The 19,337-nt window shown below is 68.6% G+C and carries 26 protein-coding genes; 11 read left to right on the forward strand and 15 right to left on the reverse strand.

Annotated elements, in window-relative coordinates; genetic code table 11:
- Positions 1–24: 24 nt before the first annotated feature.
- The 3 genes from BLT19_RS03005 to BLT19_RS03015 form a co-directional block, all read right to left on the reverse strand.
- Complete coding sequence (locus BLT19_RS03005; RefSeq protein WP_091486075.1) at positions 25–909, reverse strand: ABC transporter ATP-binding protein; 885 nt, start codon at positions 907–909, stop codon at positions 25–27.
- Between the two features lie 109 nt (positions 910–1,018).
- Positions 1,019–1,651: a response regulator gene (locus tag BLT19_RS03010; RefSeq protein WP_091493192.1), complete on the reverse strand. Its 633-nt coding sequence runs from the start codon at positions 1,649–1,651 to the stop codon at positions 1,019–1,021.
- Positions 1,652–1,701: 50 nt separating this feature from the next.
- Positions 1,702–2,985, reverse strand: a complete 1,284-nt coding sequence (locus BLT19_RS03015; protein WP_091486078.1) for a sensor histidine kinase — start codon at positions 2,983–2,985, stop codon at positions 1,702–1,704.
- Positions 2,986–3,134: 149 nt separating this feature from the next.
- On the opposite strand from BLT19_RS03015, the gene BLT19_RS03020 reads away from it, so the two are divergent.
- Genes BLT19_RS03020 through BLT19_RS03030 form a run of 3 tightly spaced genes read left to right on the forward strand, consistent with a single transcriptional unit; the run spans position 3,135 to position 4,932 of the window.
- Positions 3,135–3,575, forward strand: a complete 441-nt coding sequence (locus BLT19_RS03020) for a VOC family protein (RefSeq protein ID WP_091486082.1) — start codon at positions 3,135–3,137, stop codon at positions 3,573–3,575.
- A gap of 4 nt (positions 3,576–3,579) precedes the next feature.
- A complete protein-coding gene (locus tag BLT19_RS03025; RefSeq protein WP_091486086.1) occupies positions 3,580–4,287 on the forward strand; it encodes a winged helix-turn-helix transcriptional regulator in 708 nt (235 codons plus the stop codon).
- Between the two features lie 12 nt (positions 4,288–4,299).
- Complete coding sequence (locus BLT19_RS03030; protein ID WP_091486089.1) at positions 4,300–4,932, forward strand: dihydrofolate reductase family protein; 633 nt, start codon at positions 4,300–4,302, stop codon at positions 4,930–4,932.
- Between the two features lie 33 nt (positions 4,933–4,965).
- On the opposite strand, the gene BLT19_RS03035 is transcribed toward BLT19_RS03030, so the two are convergent.
- Both BLT19_RS03035 and BLT19_RS03040 read right to left on the reverse strand, forming a co-directional pair.
- Positions 4,966–5,334 carry a hypothetical protein gene (locus BLT19_RS03035; RefSeq protein WP_091486093.1) on the reverse strand — a complete coding sequence of 123 codons (369 nt, stop codon included), beginning with the start codon at positions 5,332–5,334 and terminating at the stop codon, positions 4,966–4,968.
- Between the two features lie 16 nt (positions 5,335–5,350).
- Complete coding sequence (locus tag BLT19_RS03040) at positions 5,351–6,190, reverse strand: exodeoxyribonuclease III (RefSeq protein WP_091486097.1); 840 nt, start codon at positions 6,188–6,190, stop codon at positions 5,351–5,353.
- A gap of 108 nt (positions 6,191–6,298) precedes the next feature.
- On the opposite strand from BLT19_RS03040, the gene pyrE reads away from it, so the two are divergent.
- Positions 6,299–6,877 carry an orotate phosphoribosyltransferase gene (gene pyrE / locus BLT19_RS03045; RefSeq protein WP_091486101.1) on the forward strand — a complete coding sequence of 193 codons (579 nt, stop codon included), beginning with the start codon at positions 6,299–6,301 and terminating at the stop codon, positions 6,875–6,877.
- 15 nt (positions 6,878–6,892) lie between these two features.
- Positions 6,893–7,798: an ROK family protein gene (locus BLT19_RS03050; RefSeq protein WP_091486104.1), complete on the forward strand. Its 906-nt coding sequence runs from the start codon at positions 6,893–6,895 to the stop codon at positions 7,796–7,798.
- 183 nt (positions 7,799–7,981) lie between these two features.
- On the opposite strand, the gene BLT19_RS03055 is transcribed toward BLT19_RS03050, so the two are convergent.
- Together BLT19_RS03055 and BLT19_RS17500 are read right to left on the reverse strand one after the other, a co-directional pair.
- Complete coding sequence (locus BLT19_RS03055) at positions 7,982–9,379, reverse strand: HNH endonuclease signature motif containing protein (RefSeq protein ID WP_157681739.1); 1,398 nt, start codon at positions 9,377–9,379, stop codon at positions 7,982–7,984.
- A gap of 207 nt (positions 9,380–9,586) precedes the next feature.
- Positions 9,587–9,814, reverse strand: a complete 228-nt coding sequence (locus BLT19_RS17500; RefSeq protein ID WP_269457435.1) for a DUF805 domain-containing protein — start codon at positions 9,812–9,814, stop codon at positions 9,587–9,589.
- Positions 9,815–10,046: 232 nt separating this feature from the next.
- Here BLT19_RS17500 and BLT19_RS03065 point away from each other — a divergent pair, with 232 nt between their 5' ends.
- Positions 10,047–10,877, forward strand: a complete 831-nt coding sequence (locus BLT19_RS03065; protein ID WP_091486110.1) for a zinc-ribbon domain-containing protein — start codon at positions 10,047–10,049, stop codon at positions 10,875–10,877.
- Between the two features lie 42 nt (positions 10,878–10,919).
- Here the strand turns inward: BLT19_RS03065 and BLT19_RS03070 are convergent, their stop codons facing one another.
- Positions 10,920–11,288, reverse strand: a complete 369-nt coding sequence (locus tag BLT19_RS03070; RefSeq protein ID WP_091486115.1) for a VOC family protein — start codon at positions 11,286–11,288, stop codon at positions 10,920–10,922.
- Positions 11,289–11,351: 63 nt separating this feature from the next.
- On the opposite strand from BLT19_RS03070, the gene BLT19_RS03075 reads away from it, so the two are divergent.
- The 3 genes from BLT19_RS03075 to BLT19_RS03085 all read left to right on the forward strand — a co-directional run bounded on the left by BLT19_RS03075 (position 11,352) and on the right by BLT19_RS03085 (position 12,913).
- Complete coding sequence (locus tag BLT19_RS03075) at positions 11,352–11,807, forward strand: MarR family winged helix-turn-helix transcriptional regulator (protein ID WP_091486119.1); 456 nt, start codon at positions 11,352–11,354, stop codon at positions 11,805–11,807.
- A gap of 72 nt (positions 11,808–11,879) precedes the next feature.
- Complete coding sequence (locus BLT19_RS03080; protein WP_091486124.1) at positions 11,880–12,254, forward strand: VOC family protein; 375 nt, start codon at positions 11,880–11,882, stop codon at positions 12,252–12,254.
- A gap of 170 nt (positions 12,255–12,424) precedes the next feature.
- Positions 12,425–12,913, forward strand: coding sequence for a GNAT family N-acetyltransferase (locus tag BLT19_RS03085; RefSeq protein ID WP_231917765.1), 489 nt, complete (start codon positions 12,425–12,427; stop codon positions 12,911–12,913).
- Between the two features lie 6 nt (positions 12,914–12,919).
- Here the strand turns inward: BLT19_RS03085 and BLT19_RS03090 are convergent, their stop codons facing one another.
- The 3 genes from BLT19_RS03090 to BLT19_RS03100 are packed head-to-tail and all read right to left on the reverse strand — an operon-like array spanning position 12,920 to position 14,488.
- Positions 12,920–13,600, reverse strand: coding sequence for a GNAT family N-acetyltransferase (locus tag BLT19_RS03090; RefSeq protein WP_231917766.1), 681 nt, complete (start codon positions 13,598–13,600; stop codon positions 12,920–12,922).
- Positions 13,492–13,824: a hypothetical protein gene (locus BLT19_RS17750; RefSeq protein ID WP_091486128.1), complete on the reverse strand. Its 333-nt coding sequence runs from the start codon at positions 13,822–13,824 to the stop codon at positions 13,492–13,494. Before BLT19_RS17750 ends, BLT19_RS03090 begins: the two co-directional genes overlap by 109 nt.
- A gap of 55 nt (positions 13,825–13,879) precedes the next feature.
- Positions 13,880–14,488 (reverse strand): MerR family transcriptional regulator, encoded by a 609-nt coding sequence (locus tag BLT19_RS03100; RefSeq protein WP_091486132.1) that lies wholly within the window; start codon positions 14,486–14,488, stop codon positions 13,880–13,882.
- A gap of 73 nt (positions 14,489–14,561) precedes the next feature.
- Between BLT19_RS03100 and BLT19_RS03105 the strand changes: the two genes are divergently transcribed.
- Positions 14,562–15,077 (forward strand): DUF4188 domain-containing protein, encoded by a 516-nt coding sequence (locus tag BLT19_RS03105; protein ID WP_091486135.1) that lies wholly within the window; start codon positions 14,562–14,564, stop codon positions 15,075–15,077.
- Between the two features lie 15 nt (positions 15,078–15,092).
- Here BLT19_RS03105 and BLT19_RS03110 read toward each other — a convergent pair whose 3' ends face one another.
- Positions 15,093–16,550, reverse strand: a complete 1,458-nt coding sequence (locus tag BLT19_RS03110) for a SulP family inorganic anion transporter (protein WP_091486140.1) — start codon at positions 16,548–16,550, stop codon at positions 15,093–15,095.
- Between the two features lie 9 nt (positions 16,551–16,559).
- Positions 16,560–17,324 carry a glycoside hydrolase family 16 protein gene (locus BLT19_RS03115; protein ID WP_091486144.1) on the reverse strand — a complete coding sequence of 255 codons (765 nt, stop codon included), beginning with the start codon at positions 17,322–17,324 and terminating at the stop codon, positions 16,560–16,562.
- Between the two features lie 266 nt (positions 17,325–17,590).
- Between BLT19_RS03115 and BLT19_RS03120 the strand changes: the two genes are divergently transcribed.
- Complete coding sequence (locus BLT19_RS03120; RefSeq protein WP_091486148.1) at positions 17,591–18,292, forward strand: GNAT family N-acetyltransferase; 702 nt, start codon at positions 17,591–17,593, stop codon at positions 18,290–18,292.
- A 12-nt stretch (positions 18,293–18,304) separates the two neighbouring features.
- On the opposite strand, the gene BLT19_RS03125 is transcribed toward BLT19_RS03120, so the two are convergent.
- Positions 18,305–18,868: a dihydrofolate reductase family protein gene (locus tag BLT19_RS03125; protein ID WP_091486153.1), complete on the reverse strand. Its 564-nt coding sequence runs from the start codon at positions 18,866–18,868 to the stop codon at positions 18,305–18,307.
- Between the two features lie 200 nt (positions 18,869–19,068).
- Complete coding sequence (locus BLT19_RS03130; RefSeq protein ID WP_091486156.1) at positions 19,069–19,281, reverse strand: hypothetical protein; 213 nt, start codon at positions 19,279–19,281, stop codon at positions 19,069–19,071.
- Between the last annotated feature and the right edge of the window lie 56 nt (positions 19,282–19,337).

Raw genomic sequence — 19,337 nt, forward strand, 5'->3', positions numbered from 1 at the left:
GGCGGGCGGTGGTGTCGGAGAGCGTCACTGGATGACCTCCTTGAAGATCTGGGCGAGGGACGGATGCTGGGGGGCGAAGCTCGCGACATCGCCGTGTTCGACGGCTCGGCGCAGCACCCGCTGCGCGGTCGGCTCGTCGTCGGTTTCGAAGAGGGCGTAGCCGCCGTCGAAGTTCTCCACGCGCACGCCGGGCTCTTCACGCAGCCATCCGACGTCGCCGGTCGAGATCAGCTCGTAGCGGCGTGTGGAGTGCTGCGCGCGGAGAGCGTCACGGGTGCCGGCGGCGCGGATCGTTCCGCCGGCGATGATGACGAGGTCGTCGCACAGCCGCTCGACGACGTCGAGCTGGTGCGAGGAGAACAGCACGGCCGCGCCCTGCGCGGCGCGTTCCTGGAGCACGCCCGCCACGACGTCCACCGCGAGCGGGTCCAGGCCGGAGAACGGCTCGTCCAGGATCAGCACCTGCGGCTCGTGCACGAGCGCCGCGGCGATCTGCGCGCGCTGCTGGTTGCCGAGGGAGAGGGTCTCGACGTTGTCCTCGAGGCGCTCGCCGAGTCCGAGCTGCTCGAGCAGCGCCCGGGCGCGGGTCGTGGCATCCGTCTTCGAATAGCCGTGCAGACGCGCGAGGTAGACGATCTGCTCGAGGACCTTCATCTTCGGATACAGGCCGCGCTCTTCAGGCATGTAGCCGAAGCGGCGCCGGTCGGCGCGGGTGATGGGGGAGCCGTCGAGGGTGACGGTGCCGCCCTCGTCGCCGAGCACACCGAGCACGATGCGCATGGTCGTCGTCTTGCCGGCGCCGTTGCCGCCGACGAAACCGGTCAGCCGGCCGGGCTTCACGTCGAACGACACATCGTCGAGCACGCGCCTCCCGCCGTAGCTCTTCGTGAGTCCTGTGAGGGTGAGCATCCCGTCTCCTTCGTCTCGTGTGAACGACGTTACGGATGCGCCGCGCGCGGGGCATCCCCCGTGGGGCGGGTTCGTGCGCGAACGCGTCCGCCTCCGGGGGGAGACGGCGTCAGGTCATGCCGTGCCGGTGCGCGTAGACCACCGCGGCGACCCGGTCTCTGGCGCCGAGTTTCTGCAGCACGTTGGAGACGTGGGTCTTCACAGTCGCCTCACCGATGAACAGTTCATCTGCGATCTCGGCGTTGCTCATGGCCCGCGCCAGCAGCCGCAGGACCTCGGCCTCGCGGTCGGTCAGGTCGACGGGGAGCGCCGCTGATGCCGCGGCCGGCTCGGCGACCGTGTCCGGCGCCGATGGAAGTGTCGCGAACCGCTCGATCACGCGTCGCGTCACTTCGGGCGCGAGCAGCGCGTCGCCCGCCGCGGCGACGCGCACGGCCGAGACCAGCTCCTCCGGTCCGGCGTTCTTCAGGAGGAATCCGCTCGCGCCGGCGGCCAGCGCCTGGAACAGATAGTCGTCGCGGTCGAAGGTCGTGACGATCACGACGGCGCTGCCCAGCGACGCGTCCGCGACGATGCGGCGGGTGGCCTCCAGCCCGTCCATGCCGGGCATCTGCACGTCCATGCAGATGACGTCGGGCGAGAGCGCGGATGCCGCGGCCACCGCCTCGCGTCCGTCCGCGGCTTCGCCCACGACGACCAGATCCGGCTGCGCTTCGAGGATCATCCTGAAGCCGGCGCGCATCACGGCGTGATCGTCGACCAGGAGGACGCGGATCGGAGCGCCCGCGCCGATCACGCCGGCACCCGCGATGCCGCGGTGGCCGGGATGCGCACCCGCACCAGGAAGCCTCCGCGCGGCCGGGGGCCGGCCTCGATCGTGCCGCCCGATGCCGCGGCGCGCTCGCGCATGCCGACCAGGCCGAGGCCGGGGCGGTCGGACAACGCGACTCGGCCGGTGTTGGTGATCTCGAGCTCGATGTCCTGTGCGCCGTAGCGCAGGCGCACGTCGGCCGCGGCATCCGCCCCGCCGTGCCTGCGCGCGTTCGTCAACGCCTCCTGCGTGATCCGGTAGATGTTGACCTGCGCGAGGTCGGACAGTTCGACCGGCTCGCCCACCACGGTGAGGGTCGTGGGCAGCCCGTTCTCGATCGCGTGGGTGACCAGTTCCGGGAGCGCGGAGAGGCGCAGCGTGGTGCCGCTGGGTTCGCCGTCGCCGGCATCCGCACCGTGCGGGGTGCGCAGCGTCTCGAGCAGCTGGCGCAGGTCGCTGAGCGCCGAACGCGCCGAGCCCTCCACGCCGAGGAGCGCCGCTCGTGCAGCCGCCGGGTCGCGGTCCAGGACCGCGCGCGCGGCTCCTGCCTGCACGCCCATCGCGGACACGTGGTGGGCGACCACGTCGTGCAGTTCTCGCGCGATGCGCACCCGATCGAGCGCAACCGCCTGCGCTGCGGTGCGCTCCCGTTCGCGCTCGAGCTCGGCAGTGCGCTCCTCGAGGGCGGCGCGCTGGAGGGCGGACGCGTACGCGCGGTCGCCCATGTAGTACGCGCCGCCGAAGAATGCGACGTTGACGAGGAACTGCATGAGCATGAACGCGACGAACGGCGAGAAGACGCCGACGCGGGAGAGTCCCTCTTCGGTCGGCGCGGTGGCCGCCTGGAACGTCGTGACCAGCAGCCAGCCGAACATGCCGACGATGATGAGCACGCGGACCAGGGTCGCCCGGCGGCGGTTGTCGACCCAGGCGCCGACGGTGTACATCGCGATGAAGAGGGCGATGTTGCCGACGTAGACCTCGGGAATGCGGAACGTTCCCCCGATGAAGAAGACGACAGCCACAGCGCCGGCGACGATCTCGGGGAATCTCCGGCGTACGGCCAGCGGCGCGGTGAGTGCTGCGGCGTACAGCAGCAGCCAGCCGAGGGCGTGATCGTCAGCGCCGTAGACCCCCGAGACCGAGCCGAGTGCGGCGCTGAGGACGCCGCCGAGCATCAGGGCGGCGGCAAGCCAGACATCGGAACGCAGCTCGGCGCGGGACGGGCGCGGCCGCGCGGAAGGCAGCTCTGATGCGACGGACATACGACCACGCTACGGGCGGCGCGGGCGGCCGGCATCCCCCGTGCGGCGGATCGCAGGACCGAGCGAAACTTGCTATTGACAAGCATGCTTGTTTTTAGCAAGTATGAGGTCACGGCACAGATACCGCACTCACCGAGAAGGAGAAGGACATGACCACCAGCATCTTCGTCAACATCCCGACGAGCGACCTCGAGCGCTCGAAGGCGTTCTACACGGGCCTGGGCTTCGGCATCAACCCGCTCTTCACCGACGAGAACGCGGCGTGCGTCGTGCTCGACGAGAACATCTTCTTCATGGTGCTCACGAAGGAGTACTTCGCGACGTTCACCGACAAGCAGATCATCGACCCGAAGACCCACGCGCAGACGAGCATCGGACTCAGCCGCGATTCGCGCGAGGACGTCGACTCGGTCATGGCCGCCGGGCTCGCCGGTGGCGGCAGCGAGCCCAAGCCCGCGCAGGACTACGGCTTCATGTACAGCCGCGACCTCGAAGACCCCGACGGCAACATCCTCGGATTCCTCTACATGGAGCCGCAAGCCGCCGACCAGGGGCCTGAGGCCTACATGGCCGAGCACGCCCAGGGATGACCGCGTGGCAACGCGCAGTTACGGCCAGTACTGCGGGCTCACGACGGCCGTCGAGCTGATCGGGGAGCGATGGGCGATGCTCATCGTGCGCGACCTGCTCGTCGGCCCTCGTCGGTACACCGACCTCAAGCAGGGGCTGCCCAAGATCCCGACCAACATCCTCTCCACCCGCCTCAAGGAACTGCAGGAGGGGGGTGTGGTCCGGCGCGCGCCGCTCTACCGGACGGGACTGGTCTATGAACTGACCCCGTACGGGCAGGAGCTCGAGCCGATCGTGCTCGCGCTCGGTCGGTGGGGCTTCGCCAAGATGGGCGACCCCGGTCCCGACGACATCGTCACGGCCGACTCGCTCACGATGGCGCTGCGCACGGCGTTCCAGCCGGTCGTGGCGGCATCCGTCCCACCCGCGGACTACGAGCTGCACGTCGGCGACGTGACACTGCGGGTCCAGGTCGACGGCGAGGAGCTGCGCATCGCCCAGCTCGCGCCGCCCGCGCCGCCCATCGGCGGCGCGCTGCCCACCGGCGAGGCCGAGATCGTGATCGTGGCGGGTCCCGGCATCCGTCATGTCGTCTCAGGCGAGCTGACGCCCGCCGAAGCGATCGATCAGGACGTCCTGGCCGTGGTCCGGGGCGACGCGAGCCTGATCGATCGGTTCGCCGCCACATTCCACATCGATCCGATGATCGCGGCCGCACAGGCCGCAGCGTGAAAGGACGTTCCCATGACCGGTCGCATCTTCATCGACCTGTTCACCACCCTCGATCTCGTCGCACAGGCGCCCGGCGGTCCCGATGAGGATCGCAGCTCGGGCTTCCCGTACGGCGGATGGCAGGCGCCCCTGACCACCGAGGTCGACGGAGCCCTGATCGGCGAGGGCATCGCCGCGATGGACGCGCTGGTCCTCGGCCGCAGGACCTACGACATCTTCGCGGGGTTCTGGCCCGATCACACCGGGCAGGACTCCGAGATCGCCGACAAGTTCAACGCGATCCCGAAGTACGTCGCCTCACGGGGCACGCTGCAGCCCGAGTGGGCGGGTACCACGCAGCTGGGGACGGATGCCGCGGCCGACGTCGCCGCCCTGCGCGAGAAGCACGAGAACATCCACGTGATCGGCAGCGTCGATTTCGTCCAGTCGCTGCTGGCGGCCGGGGCCTTCGACGAGCTCGTGCTGTACGTGTATCCGGTCGTGCTCGGCCAGGGGAAGAAGGTGTTCCCGGACGGAGCGACACCGACGAGCCTCGAGCTGCTGGCTCCGCCGGTCGTCACGCCGAAGGGTGCGGTGCTGCTGCGCTACGGACCGGGCGGCGCGGTGCGCACCGGCGACATGGACGCGCCGAACCGCGGCGCCTGATCGCCGCGGTCTGCATCGCGGACGTTCCTCGGCTCAGCGGCGGAAGAATGCGTTCGCGTCGCGGGTGAACAGCAGGACGAGCCCGAGGAGGGCGAGGATCCCGCCCACGATGCCCGACCAGAGCTGGGCCTGCTGGAAGAAGATGATGAAGATCGCCGAGATCAGGTTCAGCACGAACACGATCGCGGCGAGCGTTCGTGCGATGGGGGCGCCGCGCAGGAGGCCCACGCCCACCGCGATCGTCAGGATGCCGAGGGCGAGCTGGATCACCCCGAGCCACAGCGCGTCGGGAGCCATGATCGCCGCGAACATCAGCAGGGCACCGGCGATCACCCCGAGGGCGCCGCTGATGAACGCGAAGACGGCGACGAGTGTGACCCCTCCGGGGCGGGTACCAGGCATGGCCGAAGCCTAGCGGTCAGAAGATCATCGGCCGATCGTCGTCGTCGGGCCCGCTGAGGTCGAGATCGACCACCACCGGAACGTGGTCGCTGGGTGCTTCGCCCTTGCGCTCGTTGCGGTGGATCGCGGCGCCGGTGACGGCAGCAGACAGCGCGTGCGAACCGAGGATGAAGTCGATGCGCATGCCCTCGTTCTTGGGGAAGCGGAGTCGCTTGTAGTCCCAGTAGGTGTAGCCGGTGGGGACGAGCGGGCGGACGACGTCCTCCAGTCCTGCGGCCTCCAGGGCGGCGAACGCCTCACGTTCCGGCCCGGACACGTGTGTCGAGAATCCGGCGACGACGGCGGGATCGCCGTTGTCGGCGTCGGTCGGGGCGATGTTGAAGTCGCCGACGAGAGCGAGCGCGAGATCAGGGTTCTGCTCGAGGGCGTCACGGGTGTACCCGGTCAGGGCCTCGAGCCAGTTCAGCTTGTAGAAGTAATGCGGGTCCTCCAGGGCGCGGCCGTTGGGGACGTAGAGGCTCCACACCTCCACCCCGCCGACGGTCGCGCCGATCGCGCGAGCCTCGAGCGGAGCATCCGGCCCTTCATGGTCCTTCGCGAAACCCGGCATGCCGGGAAACGACGTCCGCACGTTCTCGAGCGGCTCGCGGCTGGCGATCGCGACCCCGTTCCAGGGCGAGAAGCCGTGCGCCTCGACGTGGAATCCCGCGTCCTCGAAGGCCTCGAACGGGAACTGGTCGACCTTGCACTTGATCTCCTGCATCGCCAGGACATCGACGCTCTCGCGGACCGCGAAATCGACGACCCGGTCGACCCGGGCACGGACGGAGTTGACGTTCCAGGTGGCCAGACGCATGAGTCCAGACTACGACGGGCTCCCGACTGCGCTCCGGCGCAGCGAGGTCCGCGCCGGCGCAGCGAGGCGCGCGCCATCGCGCCGCGGGGCGCTCCGTAGACTCGGATCATGACTGCAGCGAGCACGCCCGAGATCGAATCCGACCGTCAGGCCCTGATCGCCCTGATCAAGGACGAAGCGGTCTTCCACGGTGACTTCATCCTCTCCAGCGGTAAGCAGGCGACGTACTACGTCGACATGCGCAAGCTGACGCTGGACCACCGCGCCGCGCCGGCGATCGGGCGCATCATGCTCGACCTCATCCGCGACGTCGACGGGATCGTCGCCGTCGGTGGACTCACGCTCGGCGCCGACCCGATCGCCAACTCGGTCATGCACGAGTCGGCCCGCACGGACGCCCCCCTGGATGCGTTCGTCGTGCGCAAGGAGCCGAAGGACCACGGGCGCGGACGCCAGGTCGAGGGAGCGGATGTCGCGGGCAAGCGCGTCGTCGTGGTCGAAGACACCTCCACCACCGGTCAGTCGGCCCTGAAAGCCGTTGAGGCGCTGCGCCGCGAGGGGGCCGAGCCGATCGCCGTCGCCGTCATCGTGGACCGCAGAACCGGAGCGCAGGCCGCCGTCGAGGCCGAGGGACTGCAATGGCTCGCGGCCATCGACCTCGATGATCTGGGCCTCGCGCCCCAGTAGCGGCGCCTGCGCATCATGACCGACATCGCGCTCGCGATCGACATCGGCGGCACGAAGCTCGAAGCCGCACTCGTCACCGTCGACGGCGGGATCGTCGAGGGCAGTCGCACGCGCCATCCGACCGGGCCGGAGGCCACACCCGAGACGCTGCGAGCGGGTCTCGGGTCGGCGATCGACGGCGCACTTCGTGCCTTGCCGGATCACGCAGTGTTGCTGGGTGCCGGCATCGGGTCGGCCGGGCCGGTCGATCTGGTGCGCGGCACCATCGCGCCGGTGAACATGCGTGGTGCGCACGGCTTCGCTCTGGTGGCGGCGGTTCGCGACGCGCTGCGGAGTCGGGCTGTCGTCGCGCCGGTGCACCTTCGCCATGACGGCGGAGCGCTCGCGCTCGCCGAGGCGTGGATCGGTGCGACGGCCGGCGCGCGCGCCTCGATGTCCATCGTGGTCTCGACGGGCGTCGGCGGCGGTTTCGTCGTCGACGGTCGCCCGATGAGCGGTGCGTCCGGCAACGCCGGTCATCTGGGGCAGATGCGCGCCGAGGCCTGGGACGGCCTGACCCTCGAAGAGGTCGCGTCGGGACCGTCGAGCGTCACGTGGGCTCGGTCGCAGGGGTGGGCGGGTTCCACTGGCGAGGATCTCGCGGCGGATGCCGCAGCGGGTGTGCCGGTCGCGCGCGCCGCGATCGAGCGCTCCGCCACCGCGGTCGGACGCACGCTGGCCGATGCCGCCACGCTGATGGATCTGGAAGTCATCGCGATCGGCGGCGGCTTCTCCCGCGTCTCCCCGGACTACGTCGAGCTGGTCGCGGCGGCGGCCGCGGCATCCGCTGCGCTTCCCTATTCGCAGGCGACGCGCATCGTGCGATCCGGACTGGGCGATGAGGGTCCTCTGATCGGGGCGGCGGCGCTCGTTCTGCGCTAGGGCCACCCCGCTGGATGGCGCTGCTGCGCGACGGCGCTCCGCACCGCGTGGCGCTGCTGCGCGACGGCACTCCGCAAGGTGTGTGGCGCTGCTGCGCGACGGCGCTCCGCACCGCGACGCTGGTGCGCGACGGCGCTCCGCACCGTCCTCGCGCGCAGTGGTCCCGTTCAGGCTCTCCGATGCTCAGAACGGAGGGGGATCGACGCTCGGCGTGAAGACGACGCGCGCAGGCTCGTCGGTATGCAGTCGCCCGCTCGGACTCGACCACTCAAGCCTCCCGCCCGCGAGCTGCCGGACAGTCCAGTCCGTTTCCGCCTTCATCGTGTGATGTCGGACGCACAGGCATGCCAGATTGCCGATGCACGTGGGCCCGCCGTCTTGATGCTCGTGATTGTGATCGACCTGACATCGTCGGGCGGGCATGCGGCACCCTGGGAACCGGCAGTGCCGATCGCGAGCCTCGAGGAGTCTTCGCTGGGCGGGCGTCGGATGATATCGATCGACCGTGACGACGACCGCGGTGACCGGGTCGTACATCACGCGATCCCATGCCGGCGATGCTCCAGCCAGGATTCGAGCGGTCTCCGGATCGATCGGCGCCTTCCCGTCGATCTCAGCGCCGCCCTGGCTCACGCCGGTCAGCGTGGTGATCGGCATCGTGATCTGCACCTTGGCGAGAATGGCGCCGAGCCCGCCGGGCTGGGCGCCGAGCCCGCCGGGCTGCGCGCCGAGCGTCGGATCGATGGCGGGCGCGCCGGTGAGCAGCATGTCCACGAAGAGATCGGCTCGGACCTGATCGATCGTGCGATCGTCGAGCACGGGGAGTCGCTCGTCGGCTGCGGGCGGTGAGTCGGACGACTCGCAGATATCGACGGGTGCCGGAGCGACATGGGCCGAGCTGACGTCCGCACCTCGGCGACGGGGGGCGACGTCGACCTCTTTGATGGCCTTCGCCTGGCGCGTGAGCCGGTCGGCGACGGCGTGGGCATAGACCGTCGGGACCAGCGCGATGATCTGGGACATGCCGTTGTCGAGGTCGACGATGGTGATCGACCGCTCGTCTGCTGCTTCAGCGTGCCGGTCGCTCATCGCCCGAGGATCGAGCTTCTCGGCCAGCTGCCGGGCGTACGCCCGCGTGCGTCCGACGGTCTCGGATTCGGCCCACTCCAGCACCACCGTCTCGAATGCAGCACGCACCTCGGCATCGTCGAGCATCGCACCGGTATCGAGGACGACGTCGGCGTGCGCCTTCGTGATGCGCCCGTCCTCGAGCGCGGCAACGGTCGCGGCGAACAGGGCGACGAGCCGCCACGCGTCGTACATCTTCGTCTGCACGCTGCGGTCGTTGACATGTGTCTGCGCGCCGATCTGCGCTGCGATGCTTCGCAGGGGCATGTCGCGTCGGCGGGAGGCATTCGATGCGATGCGCTCGGTCTGCTCCTGCGCCAGGTCCCACGCGTCGGCGAGCCGGCGCAGCATGCGCGCCTCTTCAGCCGCGATCCGCGACCGGATCCCCGCACAGTCATCGGCGATCGCATCGGCGATCGAGTGATCGCGCCGGTACCGCTCCCGATCGTCCACAGTGCCCTCCGAACTCGCACTCCACCGTCCCGTCCGGGAGGTGGGTCGATCGCCGGGGCACTCGGTGGTCGATGGATTCATCTTCGCAGGGGCCTCCGACATCGTCGGGATGGCCGGTCAGTCGAAGCGGCGGCCAACTTCTACAGGTCGCCCGATCAGGAAGAAGAAGACCACGATCCACCCGATGAGCGGGATCACGACGAGGAGTCACCAGGCCCCGCTGCGGTCGGTGTCATGCAGCCGACGCCAGGTGAGTGCGAAGTTCGGCAGCAGCGTGCCGAGCCAGTGCACCAGAGCGATGACACCCGCCGTCGTCGTGACGGGACCGCTCGGTCCGCCACCGAGCGGCAGCGCGATCTGACCGTTCGGCCATTCGTCAGCCCCGATGGCGCCGGCCAGGATGCTCATCGCCCCGAGGATCAGAGCGTTTGTCAGCGCCCACCACCCAGCACCCGCGCAGCGTCGGCGAGAGCCCGGATGCCGCGGCGGATGTCAACGCAGGCGTGGCGACCCGCGCGGCGTGCTCAGGCGGGAATCGGGATCTGCACGCTGGAGGTCGCCGCGATGGCGTTCTGGTGAGCTCCGAGCGCCGATGGTGGCCGACGCGGTGGAGGAATCCCTGGATCGCTGCCTCCCGCGTGGGGGTGGCCACCGGTAGCGTGCCCGCATGCCGGAGCCAGTGAACGCGTGGTGGGCGCGTCGCCAGTTCTCCCGCGGCGCCGAGACGCCGTACGAGGTCGGCACCTACCGAGAGGCGTGGGCGCCCTTTCCGATGCTGATCCGGCAGTATCACCCGGAGCTCAACAGCGGCATCACGCTCACGCAGATCCCGCCGGCCGCGGACGTCCTGCTGCTGTGGCAGTGCGAGGTCGGTCACACATTCGCCGCGACCCCGGCGGAGCAGCGCGCCCGACCGGGGCGGGAGCGCCGACGCTCGGCGTGGTGTCCGGAATGTGCGGTGTCGGCGAAACCGCCTGCCATCCGGTCGGGGTCGCAGAAGCGGGTCCCTCGGCGCGCACCCGAGCTGTGCACGAAGACGCCGGCGCTGCCTGTAGGTACGGCTTTCGTCAGCGAGTGCGCGCCACGGCCGGCATCCGCTGTCGAAGCCCGGCTCCGTGCCGACGTCTTCTCACGCCTGGGCGTCACTCCCGGTCTGAATGCAGTGCGGGTGGGGCGGCCGTTCTTCACCCATCTCGAGGTGTGGCCCGACATCGTCCTGCCCGAGCTGCGCATCGCGATCGAGTACGACAGCACCGGACGCCACGGACTCGAACACGTCGGCAAACGCGAAGACGCCGACCGGCGCAAGGATCGGACGCTGCGTTCCGCGCACTGGGAGGTCGTTCGCATCCGGACCGGGAAGCTGGAGAAGATCGGGCCGTACGATCTGCAGCTGTCCTCGATGAGTCGGCGCGGTCTGGCCCGGCTGTTCGACGTGCTGCGGGATATCCGTGGCTCGATGCTGATCGATGCCTACCTCGCCGGTGGTCGGGTGTGAGAGCGGATGCCGCCGCGCCGACGCGCGGCGGCGCTCAGACGTTCACCCCTGGTCGTGGAGGGTGACGTGATACCCGTCCGGATCGGCGAAGGTGAAGGTGCGTCCGAACGGGCCGTCGATCGGGGCCGAGACGATGGTGTGCCCGTCGGCGGCGAGCGAGTCGTGGATGGCCTGGACGTCCGTCGCGTGCAGCCAGATGGCCGCGCCGATCCCGGGCTGTGCGACCGAGGTCAGGTCGGTCCCTGGCGCGATGTCACGCAGGGCGAACGCGATCGGCGCAGTCTCGAACACGACCGCATGCGGGGGACCGGCCTGGGCTCGGACGAGTCCGAGGTACTTCTCGTAGAACGCCTGTGATGCGCCGAGATCGCGGGTCTGCAGTGAGATGAAGTCGGGTCCGGTGACCGGCATGAGATGCTCCTTGGATCAGGTGTCAGTTATCTGACACTACCACGTGTATGTCAGAATACTGACATGAGTCAAAACGACGGCATCGATCTGGAGACTTCCCTCGGCTACCTGCTGAAAGAGGCCTCGAGCGCGTTGCGCGCCGCGATGGAGGCCGTGCTGCGTCCGCTCGGCATGACCGTGACGCACTACTCGTGTCTCGAGTTGCTGGCGCAGCGGCCTGGGCTCTCCAACTCGGAGCTCGCACGCGGAGCGTTCGTGACGCGTCAGTCGATGAACGTCCTGCTGCAGGCACTGGAACGCGACGGTTACGTCGTCAGGGCGACGGAGGCTGCCGTCGGCAGGGCGCTTCCCACGCGCCTGACGCCGCTGGGGCGACGGAGCCTCGGAACGGCGACCGCCGCGGTACGCTCCGTCGAGCTTCGGATGCTCAGCGGGATGACGGCCGACGAGCAGAAGGGCGCGTTCCGCGTCCTGCAGAGCATGGTCCGCTCGCTGCGGGATGAAGGCACACGCGGCTAGCGCCGACGGCGGTCGTCAGTTTGCAGGGCCGTCCCTGTGTCCTCATCGGGCCATCGGTGCTACGACTGGGGCATGAACATCCGACGAGCAATGCCCGTGGTGATGACGGTCGACCGGGCTGCCGCCCGAGCGTTCTACGAAGACTTCCTGGGCTTCCGGGTAGCCATGGACGAAGACGGAATGATGATGTTCGCCTCGCCGACGACGCCCACGACCCAGCTGATCGTGGCGTGGGAGAGTCCGACAGCCGTGGATCCGGAGCTCCGCGGGGTCGACATCTCGATCGAGGTCGACGACGTCGACGCCGCCTTCACCGCAGCTCAGACGGCCGGCTACGAGATCGTGCGAGGTGTGCGGGACGAAGCCTGGGGCATCCGCCGCTTCTTCGTGCGCGACCCGTCCGGTCGTGTCCTCAACGTGGCGAGCCATCTTCCCGCGGCTCAGTAGGCGGGCCACTCCGCCGCCTCGCCTCACTCATTCCGGAATGTGAGCGCGTGCCGGTGGACCTCGCGCATCTCCGCGTCGAATGGCGCGACCAATGGGATGCGGCGATCATCAGCACCGAAAGAGAGCTGGGCCGATGGATGCGGAGCGGTTCGGCGAGTACCCTCACGGCTGTGACGTCGCTGCACTACCGCCGCCCGGAAGAGGCGGACCACCTCCGGGTCGTCGACGCGATTCCGGTCTGGTGGGGGATGCCGACCGGCGTCGCGCCGACCGGCCTCCTGCCGCGTCTGTTCTTCCAGCACTTCACGAACACGTCGATCCTCGTCGAGGACGACGACGGAGCGCTCGCCGCCTTTCTGATCGGTTTCCGTTCGGCATCCCGACCTGACACCGCCTACGTCCACTTCGTCGGCGTCGCACCCGACCTGCGCGGACGAGGAGTCGCCCGAGATCTGTACGAACGCTTCTTCACGATGATGCGAGAAGAAGGATGCACCACCGTCGAGGCCATCACGGGGCCGATCAACCGGGGATCGCAGTCGTTTCATCGCGCGCTCGGATTCACCCAAGGGGGCGACACCGACCTCGACGGGGTCCTCGCCTATCGCGACTACGACGGGCGAGGCGAGCACCGCGTCACGTTCAACCGCCAGCTCTGAACGGTCTCAGGCGGGTGGCACGATCTTCCGCATGACCGTCTTGTTCTTGCCGATGCGTCGCTCGAAGGTGAAGCCCGCCTCCTCGAACATCCCCCGGGTCACGTTGTGCAGGAACGAGGACGACACCTTCTTCGCGGGATCGACGATGTTCGGGAACGACACCACCTCGCCGCCACCAGCCCGCGCGATGAGGTCGAGCGCACCGTGGAGCGCTTCGAGCGCGACGCCCTGACGTCGATGGTCGCGGTCGACGAAGAAGCATGTGATGCGCCAGGGCGCCGGCTGGGATTCACCGGCGTCGTACTCCTTGCGATGGTAGATGCGGGGCAGCTCGGCAGGGCTTCCATACTCGCACCACGCGATCGCCTGCTCGCCGTCGAAGACGAGTGCCGCGTGGGCGATCCCCTCTTCGATCCTGCGCTTCTTGAACAGCGCACCACCGACATCCGCCTTCTTCGTCGTCTCGGTGTCGTCGTGGAAGTAGTGGCAGTAGCAGCCTCCCCAGACGCCGCGCCGCCGATCGAGCTCGAGCTCAACTTGGGCGCCGCGGACCGAAGCGCTGAGACGTCGGACCTGGATCAGGCCTCGTCGGCGCGCGGCGCGCGCACTGTCCAGCCGACCCGCTCGAGCGCCCCCGCCAGGCGGAGGGCCGCTTCGCGAGCGACCTCGGCCGACGCATCCGAGCACACGTCGACGGCAAGAGGTGGCGGGTCGGCGAATCGTGGGATCTGCACCTCCGCCCACGCACTCGGGCCGAGGGACACCCTGGGGTACGCCGTGCGGGCGTTCTCCACTGCGCCGTCCGAGACGAACGCGATGACATCGAGCGCGTCGAGCTTCGTGATGGGCAGGTCCACGACGAGCGTCACGACGAACGGTGCGCTCGCTGTATCCCTGCCTCCGAGAGTCACCGCATGACGGTAACACCGCCCGGGCGGAATTCGGCCGCCGCCTTCGGCTGCCGCGTCAGTGCGTCCCGAAGCGCTCCGCGGCCGCAATCTGCTCGGCCGCGCGCCTGAGCGCGAGCAGCAGCGGCTCGACGAGGATCGTGCCCAGCACCACGTATTTCACCGCGGCCTCGGTCGAGTCGGTCGGCACCCCCGCGATCTCGGCTCGCGCGATCCGTCTCATCGCGTCCAGGTAGGCCGTCATCACGTCGTCGGCGACCTGGAATCCGGCCTCCTCGATCTGTCCGAGCGCACGTGCGATCGCGCCGAGTACGACGTCGTCGCACCGGCCATCAGCCGATCCGAGTCGCCTGACCAGCTTCTCGGCCTCGGTCGTGTCGACCGCGTCCGCCGTGCGCGTCATCGTCGCGGCATGCGCCGTGCCCAGGAGATCGTAGGCATTCGTCGGGGGTCGGTCGATCGCGTCGAGCACGCTGCGGGCCTGCGAGATGCTCACTCCCGATCCGATCAGCGCTCGGATGAGTCGGAGCCGCTCCAGATGGTCCGCACGATACGTCGCCTGTGTTGCCGAACTGCGTTCACCTTCAGGCAGAAGACCCTCTCGAAGGTAGAACTTGATCGTCGCGATCGAGACGTCGGCCTCAGCCGCCAGTTCAGAAATCCTCATGAACCCCCCTTGACTTGGATAGTAACGCTATCCACTATGGATAGTGCAGCTATCCACCAAGCGAGGAGATGCCATGTCGAGAGTCGTACCGGGACGGATGACCCATGAGTATGAGGGTGAGCTCGTCGTGTTCCACATCGGAATGCAGATCAACCATTGGTGGAGGCCAGACCTCTGGCTGCCCGTGTTCGGGGCGATGCCGCGGATGCTGCGGGAGCTGAGCATGGACGCGGACTCCGGGTTCCTGGGGTTCGAGCTTCTCCTCGGATCGGGCGGTCCCTACGTCGTGCAGTACTGGTCGTCGATCGACAAGCTCTACAGGTACGCGTCCAGCCCCGCGCAGGAGCATCGGCCGGCGTGGACGCGATTCAACACGCTCGCGCGTCGGGCGCCCAAGGCGGTCGGCATCTGGCACGAGACGTTCCTGGTCGAGCGTGCCGAAAGCATCTACGTGTCCACGAAACCGATGGGTCTGCCGAAGGCGACGCAGCTCGTGCCGGTCGGCCGCAATCACGACCGGGCGCAGGCGCGCTTCGCCGACGGGCGCACATCGGCAGCTCTTCCGGCGGGGACGCCCTCGCCTGCATGATCGCCGTCATCGGCTTCACTCGCCGCCGAGATGACCCGAGAGGCGGCGGTGGAAGCGGGCGCTGCGCTGATCGAGGCCCTCGATCACGGCATCGATGTTATGTCGGCGGTACTTGGTCACGACTGCATCGAGGGCCGCCACGCTCGAGGCATCCCAGATCTGCGAGTCGCTGAAATCGATGACCACCGTGGGCGGGTCGATTCCGTACGAGAACCGCTCAACCAGGTCGTTGCTGCTGCCGAAGAAGAGAGGGCCGTGCACCGCGTACCGGACGACGGCCTCATCGACCGTGCGATCGACCGTGATGACATGGGCGACGCGACGCGCGAACAGCACCATCGCGAGCACCACCCCCACGACGACGCCGATGGCGAGGTTGCCGGTCGCGACGACCACGACGATCGTGACGACCATCACGATCGTCTCGGGTAGCGGCATCCGCCCCAGTGTTCTCGGACTCACGCTGTGCCAGTCGATGGTGGTGAGGGCGACGATCATCATGACCGCTGCGAGCGCCGCCATCGGGATCTGCGCCATCAGATCGCTCAAGAGCGTGACCATTGCAAGCAGCACCAGTCCCGCGACGAACGTCGAGATCCTCGTCCGCGCGCGGGCCATCTTCACATTGACGATGGTCTGCCCGATCATGGCGCAGCCCGCGATCCCGCCATAGAACCCGGCGAGGATGTTCGCGACTCCGAGTGCCCACGATTCGCGGTTCTTGTGCGAGCGGGTGTCGGTGATGTCGTCGACGAGCTTTGCGGTCAGGAGCGTTTCCAGAAGGCAGACGAACGCGATGCTGAGCGCCGTCGGCCAGATCAGCTGCAGAGTCTCGACGTTCAGCGGCACGAGCAGCGGGGTGATGCCCGGGAGTGCGCCGCCGATCTCGCCCTCGTCGCCGACGTTCGGCACGCTGAGGCCCGCGATCAGCACGATCGCGGTGACCACGACGATCGCGACCAGCGGCGAGGGGACGGCTCTTGTGAAGCGCGGCAGCACAACCACGATGACGACGGTGAGCGCGAAGAGCGGGTAGACGATCCATGGCACGTCGATGAGGTGCGGCACCTGCGCGACGAAGATCAGGATGCCGAGGGCGTTGGCGAACCCGAGCATCACGCTGCGTGGGATGAACCGGGCCAGACGGGCCAGCCCGAGCGCACCGAAGACGATCTGCACGATTCCCGCAAGAAGGACTGCGGGCAGAAGATATTCGACGCCGTGGTCCTTCACAAGGGGCGCGACGACGAGTGCGACCGAGCCCGCCGCCGCCGTGACCATCGCAGTGCGTCCGCCGAGAACTGACATGCTGAGCGCCAGCACGACCGACGCGAGCAGGCTCACCTTGGGGTCGACGCCCGCGATGATCGAGAACGAGATGACCTCGGGGATGAGCGCGAGGGTGGTGACGATACCCGCCAGCACCTCGCGACTGAGCAGCGCGGGGCTGCGGAGGGCGGTCAGGGTGTCGATGCAACCAGGCTACCCAGCGTGGCTGACCCGTTCGACCGCCGGCGGAGACGAGGAGCGCACGTCGGAGTCGGTGATCCGTACCCAATCAACGAGCATCTCGGCCGGCAGTGCTGAGGGATCGGCGTCGTTCCCGGGCCACCCGCCGCCGAAGGCGAGGTTGAGGATGAGGAAGAAGTGGTGGTCGAACGGCCACGGTCCGGGCACCAGTGCGGGAGTGAGGTGGAAGAACTCCTCGCCGTCGATGTGCCAGGTCAGGCTGCCGGGTGCCCAGTCCACCGCATATGTGTGGAAGTCGTTCGACAGAGGGGACCCGGTCGTATGCCGGCGCCCCACGCCCCGACCGACGCCGGCGTATCCGGGGCCGTGAACCGTCCCGTACACGGCGGCAGGATCACCTCCCACAGACTCCATGACATCTATCTCTCCGCACCTGGGCCACCCCACCGCGTCGATGTCGGTGCCGAGCATCCATAACGCCGGCCACACCCCGGCGCCCATGGGTACCTTGATGCGGGCAGCGATCCGTCCGTATCGGAACGCAACCCGCCCCTGGGTCGTGAGTCGCGCCGAAGTGATACGACTGGGTGCCCCCGGCTCCGAACGTGCGATGATCGCCAGCTGACCGCGTCCTGTCAGGGCCGCATTGGCCGGCGGGCGCGTGTAGAACTGCTCCTGCGCGTCTCCCCACCCGCCACCGCCCAGGTCGGCGCCCCAACTCGACGAGTCCGGCGCAATTCCTGCCGGGCCCGCGAAGTCATCCGACCAGGTCCCCATCGGGCTGAGCGTACTCGCGTCATCGTCGACCCGGCCCAGGCCTTTCCGCTGGTGACGTTCGCTGCCCGGCGAGCCGAGCGTTGCAGGGTCGTGCCGCTGCCCGCCGTGGTGTGTCCAGCCGCAGGGATATGGTGATCCCTTCCCGATTCCATCGGAGGTGGAATGGCGCTTCGCCCGCCGTCGTTGGCGTTGAAGTCCGTCCGAGCTGCCGCGCCATCCGATGCGCAGGCGCCCCGCAGGCGACAAGCGATCGGAGCCCGCACGTCATGCCCACAGTCTTTTCCGCTGCTGAGACCGCAACGCTCGACAATGCCGCGTGGCACGCGCTGTCGGGTCCGCACGAACGCTTCGCGGAGGGCGATGATCTCGTGCGTCGCTACCCGTCCGATGTTGCGCCGTTCGTGGCGGTCCGCAGCTGGGACGACCCGCGTGTCTGGGATTCACTGATCGACCTGGTGGGGCACGGAGCCGAGATCGGCCTAACCGGTGACGTCCCCGAGTTCCCTGCCGGGTGGGAGGAACTGTGGCGCGGCGAAGGAGTGCAGCTCGTCGAGACGGATGCCCTACGCCCCGTGCCTGACCCGGAGGCGATCGTGCTCGGTGTAGCAGATGTGCCGGAGATGCTGGCGCTCGTGGAACGCAACCAGCCGGGACCCTTCCTTCCTCGCACGCACGAGCTCGGGCGCTATATCGGCATCCGCCGCGAGGGGAGACTGGTGGCGATGGCGGGGGAGCGCCTGCATCCAGCCGGATGGACGGAGATCAGCGCGGTCTCCACCGACGACGCGTACCGTCGGCAGGGACTTGCCTCGCGACTCGTGCTGGACGCGGCGTTCCACATCCAGCAGCGCGGTGACCGCGCCCTCATGCACGCCGCGGCGACCAATGTCGGAGCGATCGCGATATACGAGCGGCTCGGATTCCTCCTGCGGACGCGTACGACGTTCGTCGGGGTTCGCGTTCCCTGACGGGCCACGCCCTCAGCCCTTCCTCGGTCGGTACCGCACGGCGACCGCGCCCGACGGGAACTCCTGACGGCCCACGAGGTCGAGCTCGATGCGCTTGCGAAGGCCGGCCAGGAGCGTCGGCCCATGTCCGGCGAGGACCGGCTGCACGAGGAACTCGTATTCGTCGATCAGTCCGAGATCCGCCAGCGCGAGCGGCAGCGTCACGCCACCGACCCACAGCCCCTCGCCCGGCTCGTCCTTCAGCCGTTGCACGGCAGAGCCGAGGTCGCCGTCGAGCAGCTCGGCGTTCCAGTCCGCCTTGTCCAGGGTGGACGACACGACGTACTTCTGCGCGCGGTCGATGGCATCGGCGAACGGCATCTGCCAGTCGCTCACCCAGTCGGGCCACGTGCCGGAGGCCGGTTTCCGCCACGCGGACGCCATCATCTCGTAGGTCACGCGGCCGAACAGCAGAGCGTCGGCCTGCTCCAGCTGCGCGGTCCAGTAGCGCATCGACGCTTCGTCGGGAGGAAGTCCCGCCTCGTGGTGGCAGCAGCCGTCGAGGGTCACGTTGATCGAGTATCGAAGTGGTCTCATCGGTCTACTCCCTGCGTTTCCGAAGCGTCCAGACTCGTTTCGCTGGGGGATCCTTCGATCGATTCCGAGAACGTCAGCGTGGACTCGATTCCGCCAGGGTCGTCGATGGCGTCCCGCCAGTCAAGGCGATCGTGCCGAATCGGATTCCAGTTGCGCTGGGCGCCGCCGCGGTCTCCACAAGGTGGACCGCTCTTGGGGCTTCAGCCAACCGCTCGAGGAGGCCCTGCGAACACGGCCTGGCGAATCCTCCAGACGGGAAAGCCGCTGAGCTGGGTGATCAGGTCGACATCGAACTCGTGCTCGAAGTATGCCGCCTGCACGGCGCGGATGCGCGTGGGGGTGTCGCCGAACGTGAGGGCGAACTCGGTCGCGTAGCGCTCCCAGACGCTGGCTTCATATCCTGGCGTCGCCATGCCACCGTCACCTCGTTTCGCGTCTGAATCTCTCGGCGATCGTCGCCTGCTCGAGG

The sequence above is a fragment of the Microbacterium pygmaeum genome (assembly GCF_900100885.1).
Lineage (GTDB): Bacteria > Actinomycetota > Actinomycetes > Actinomycetales > Microbacteriaceae > Microbacterium > Microbacterium pygmaeum.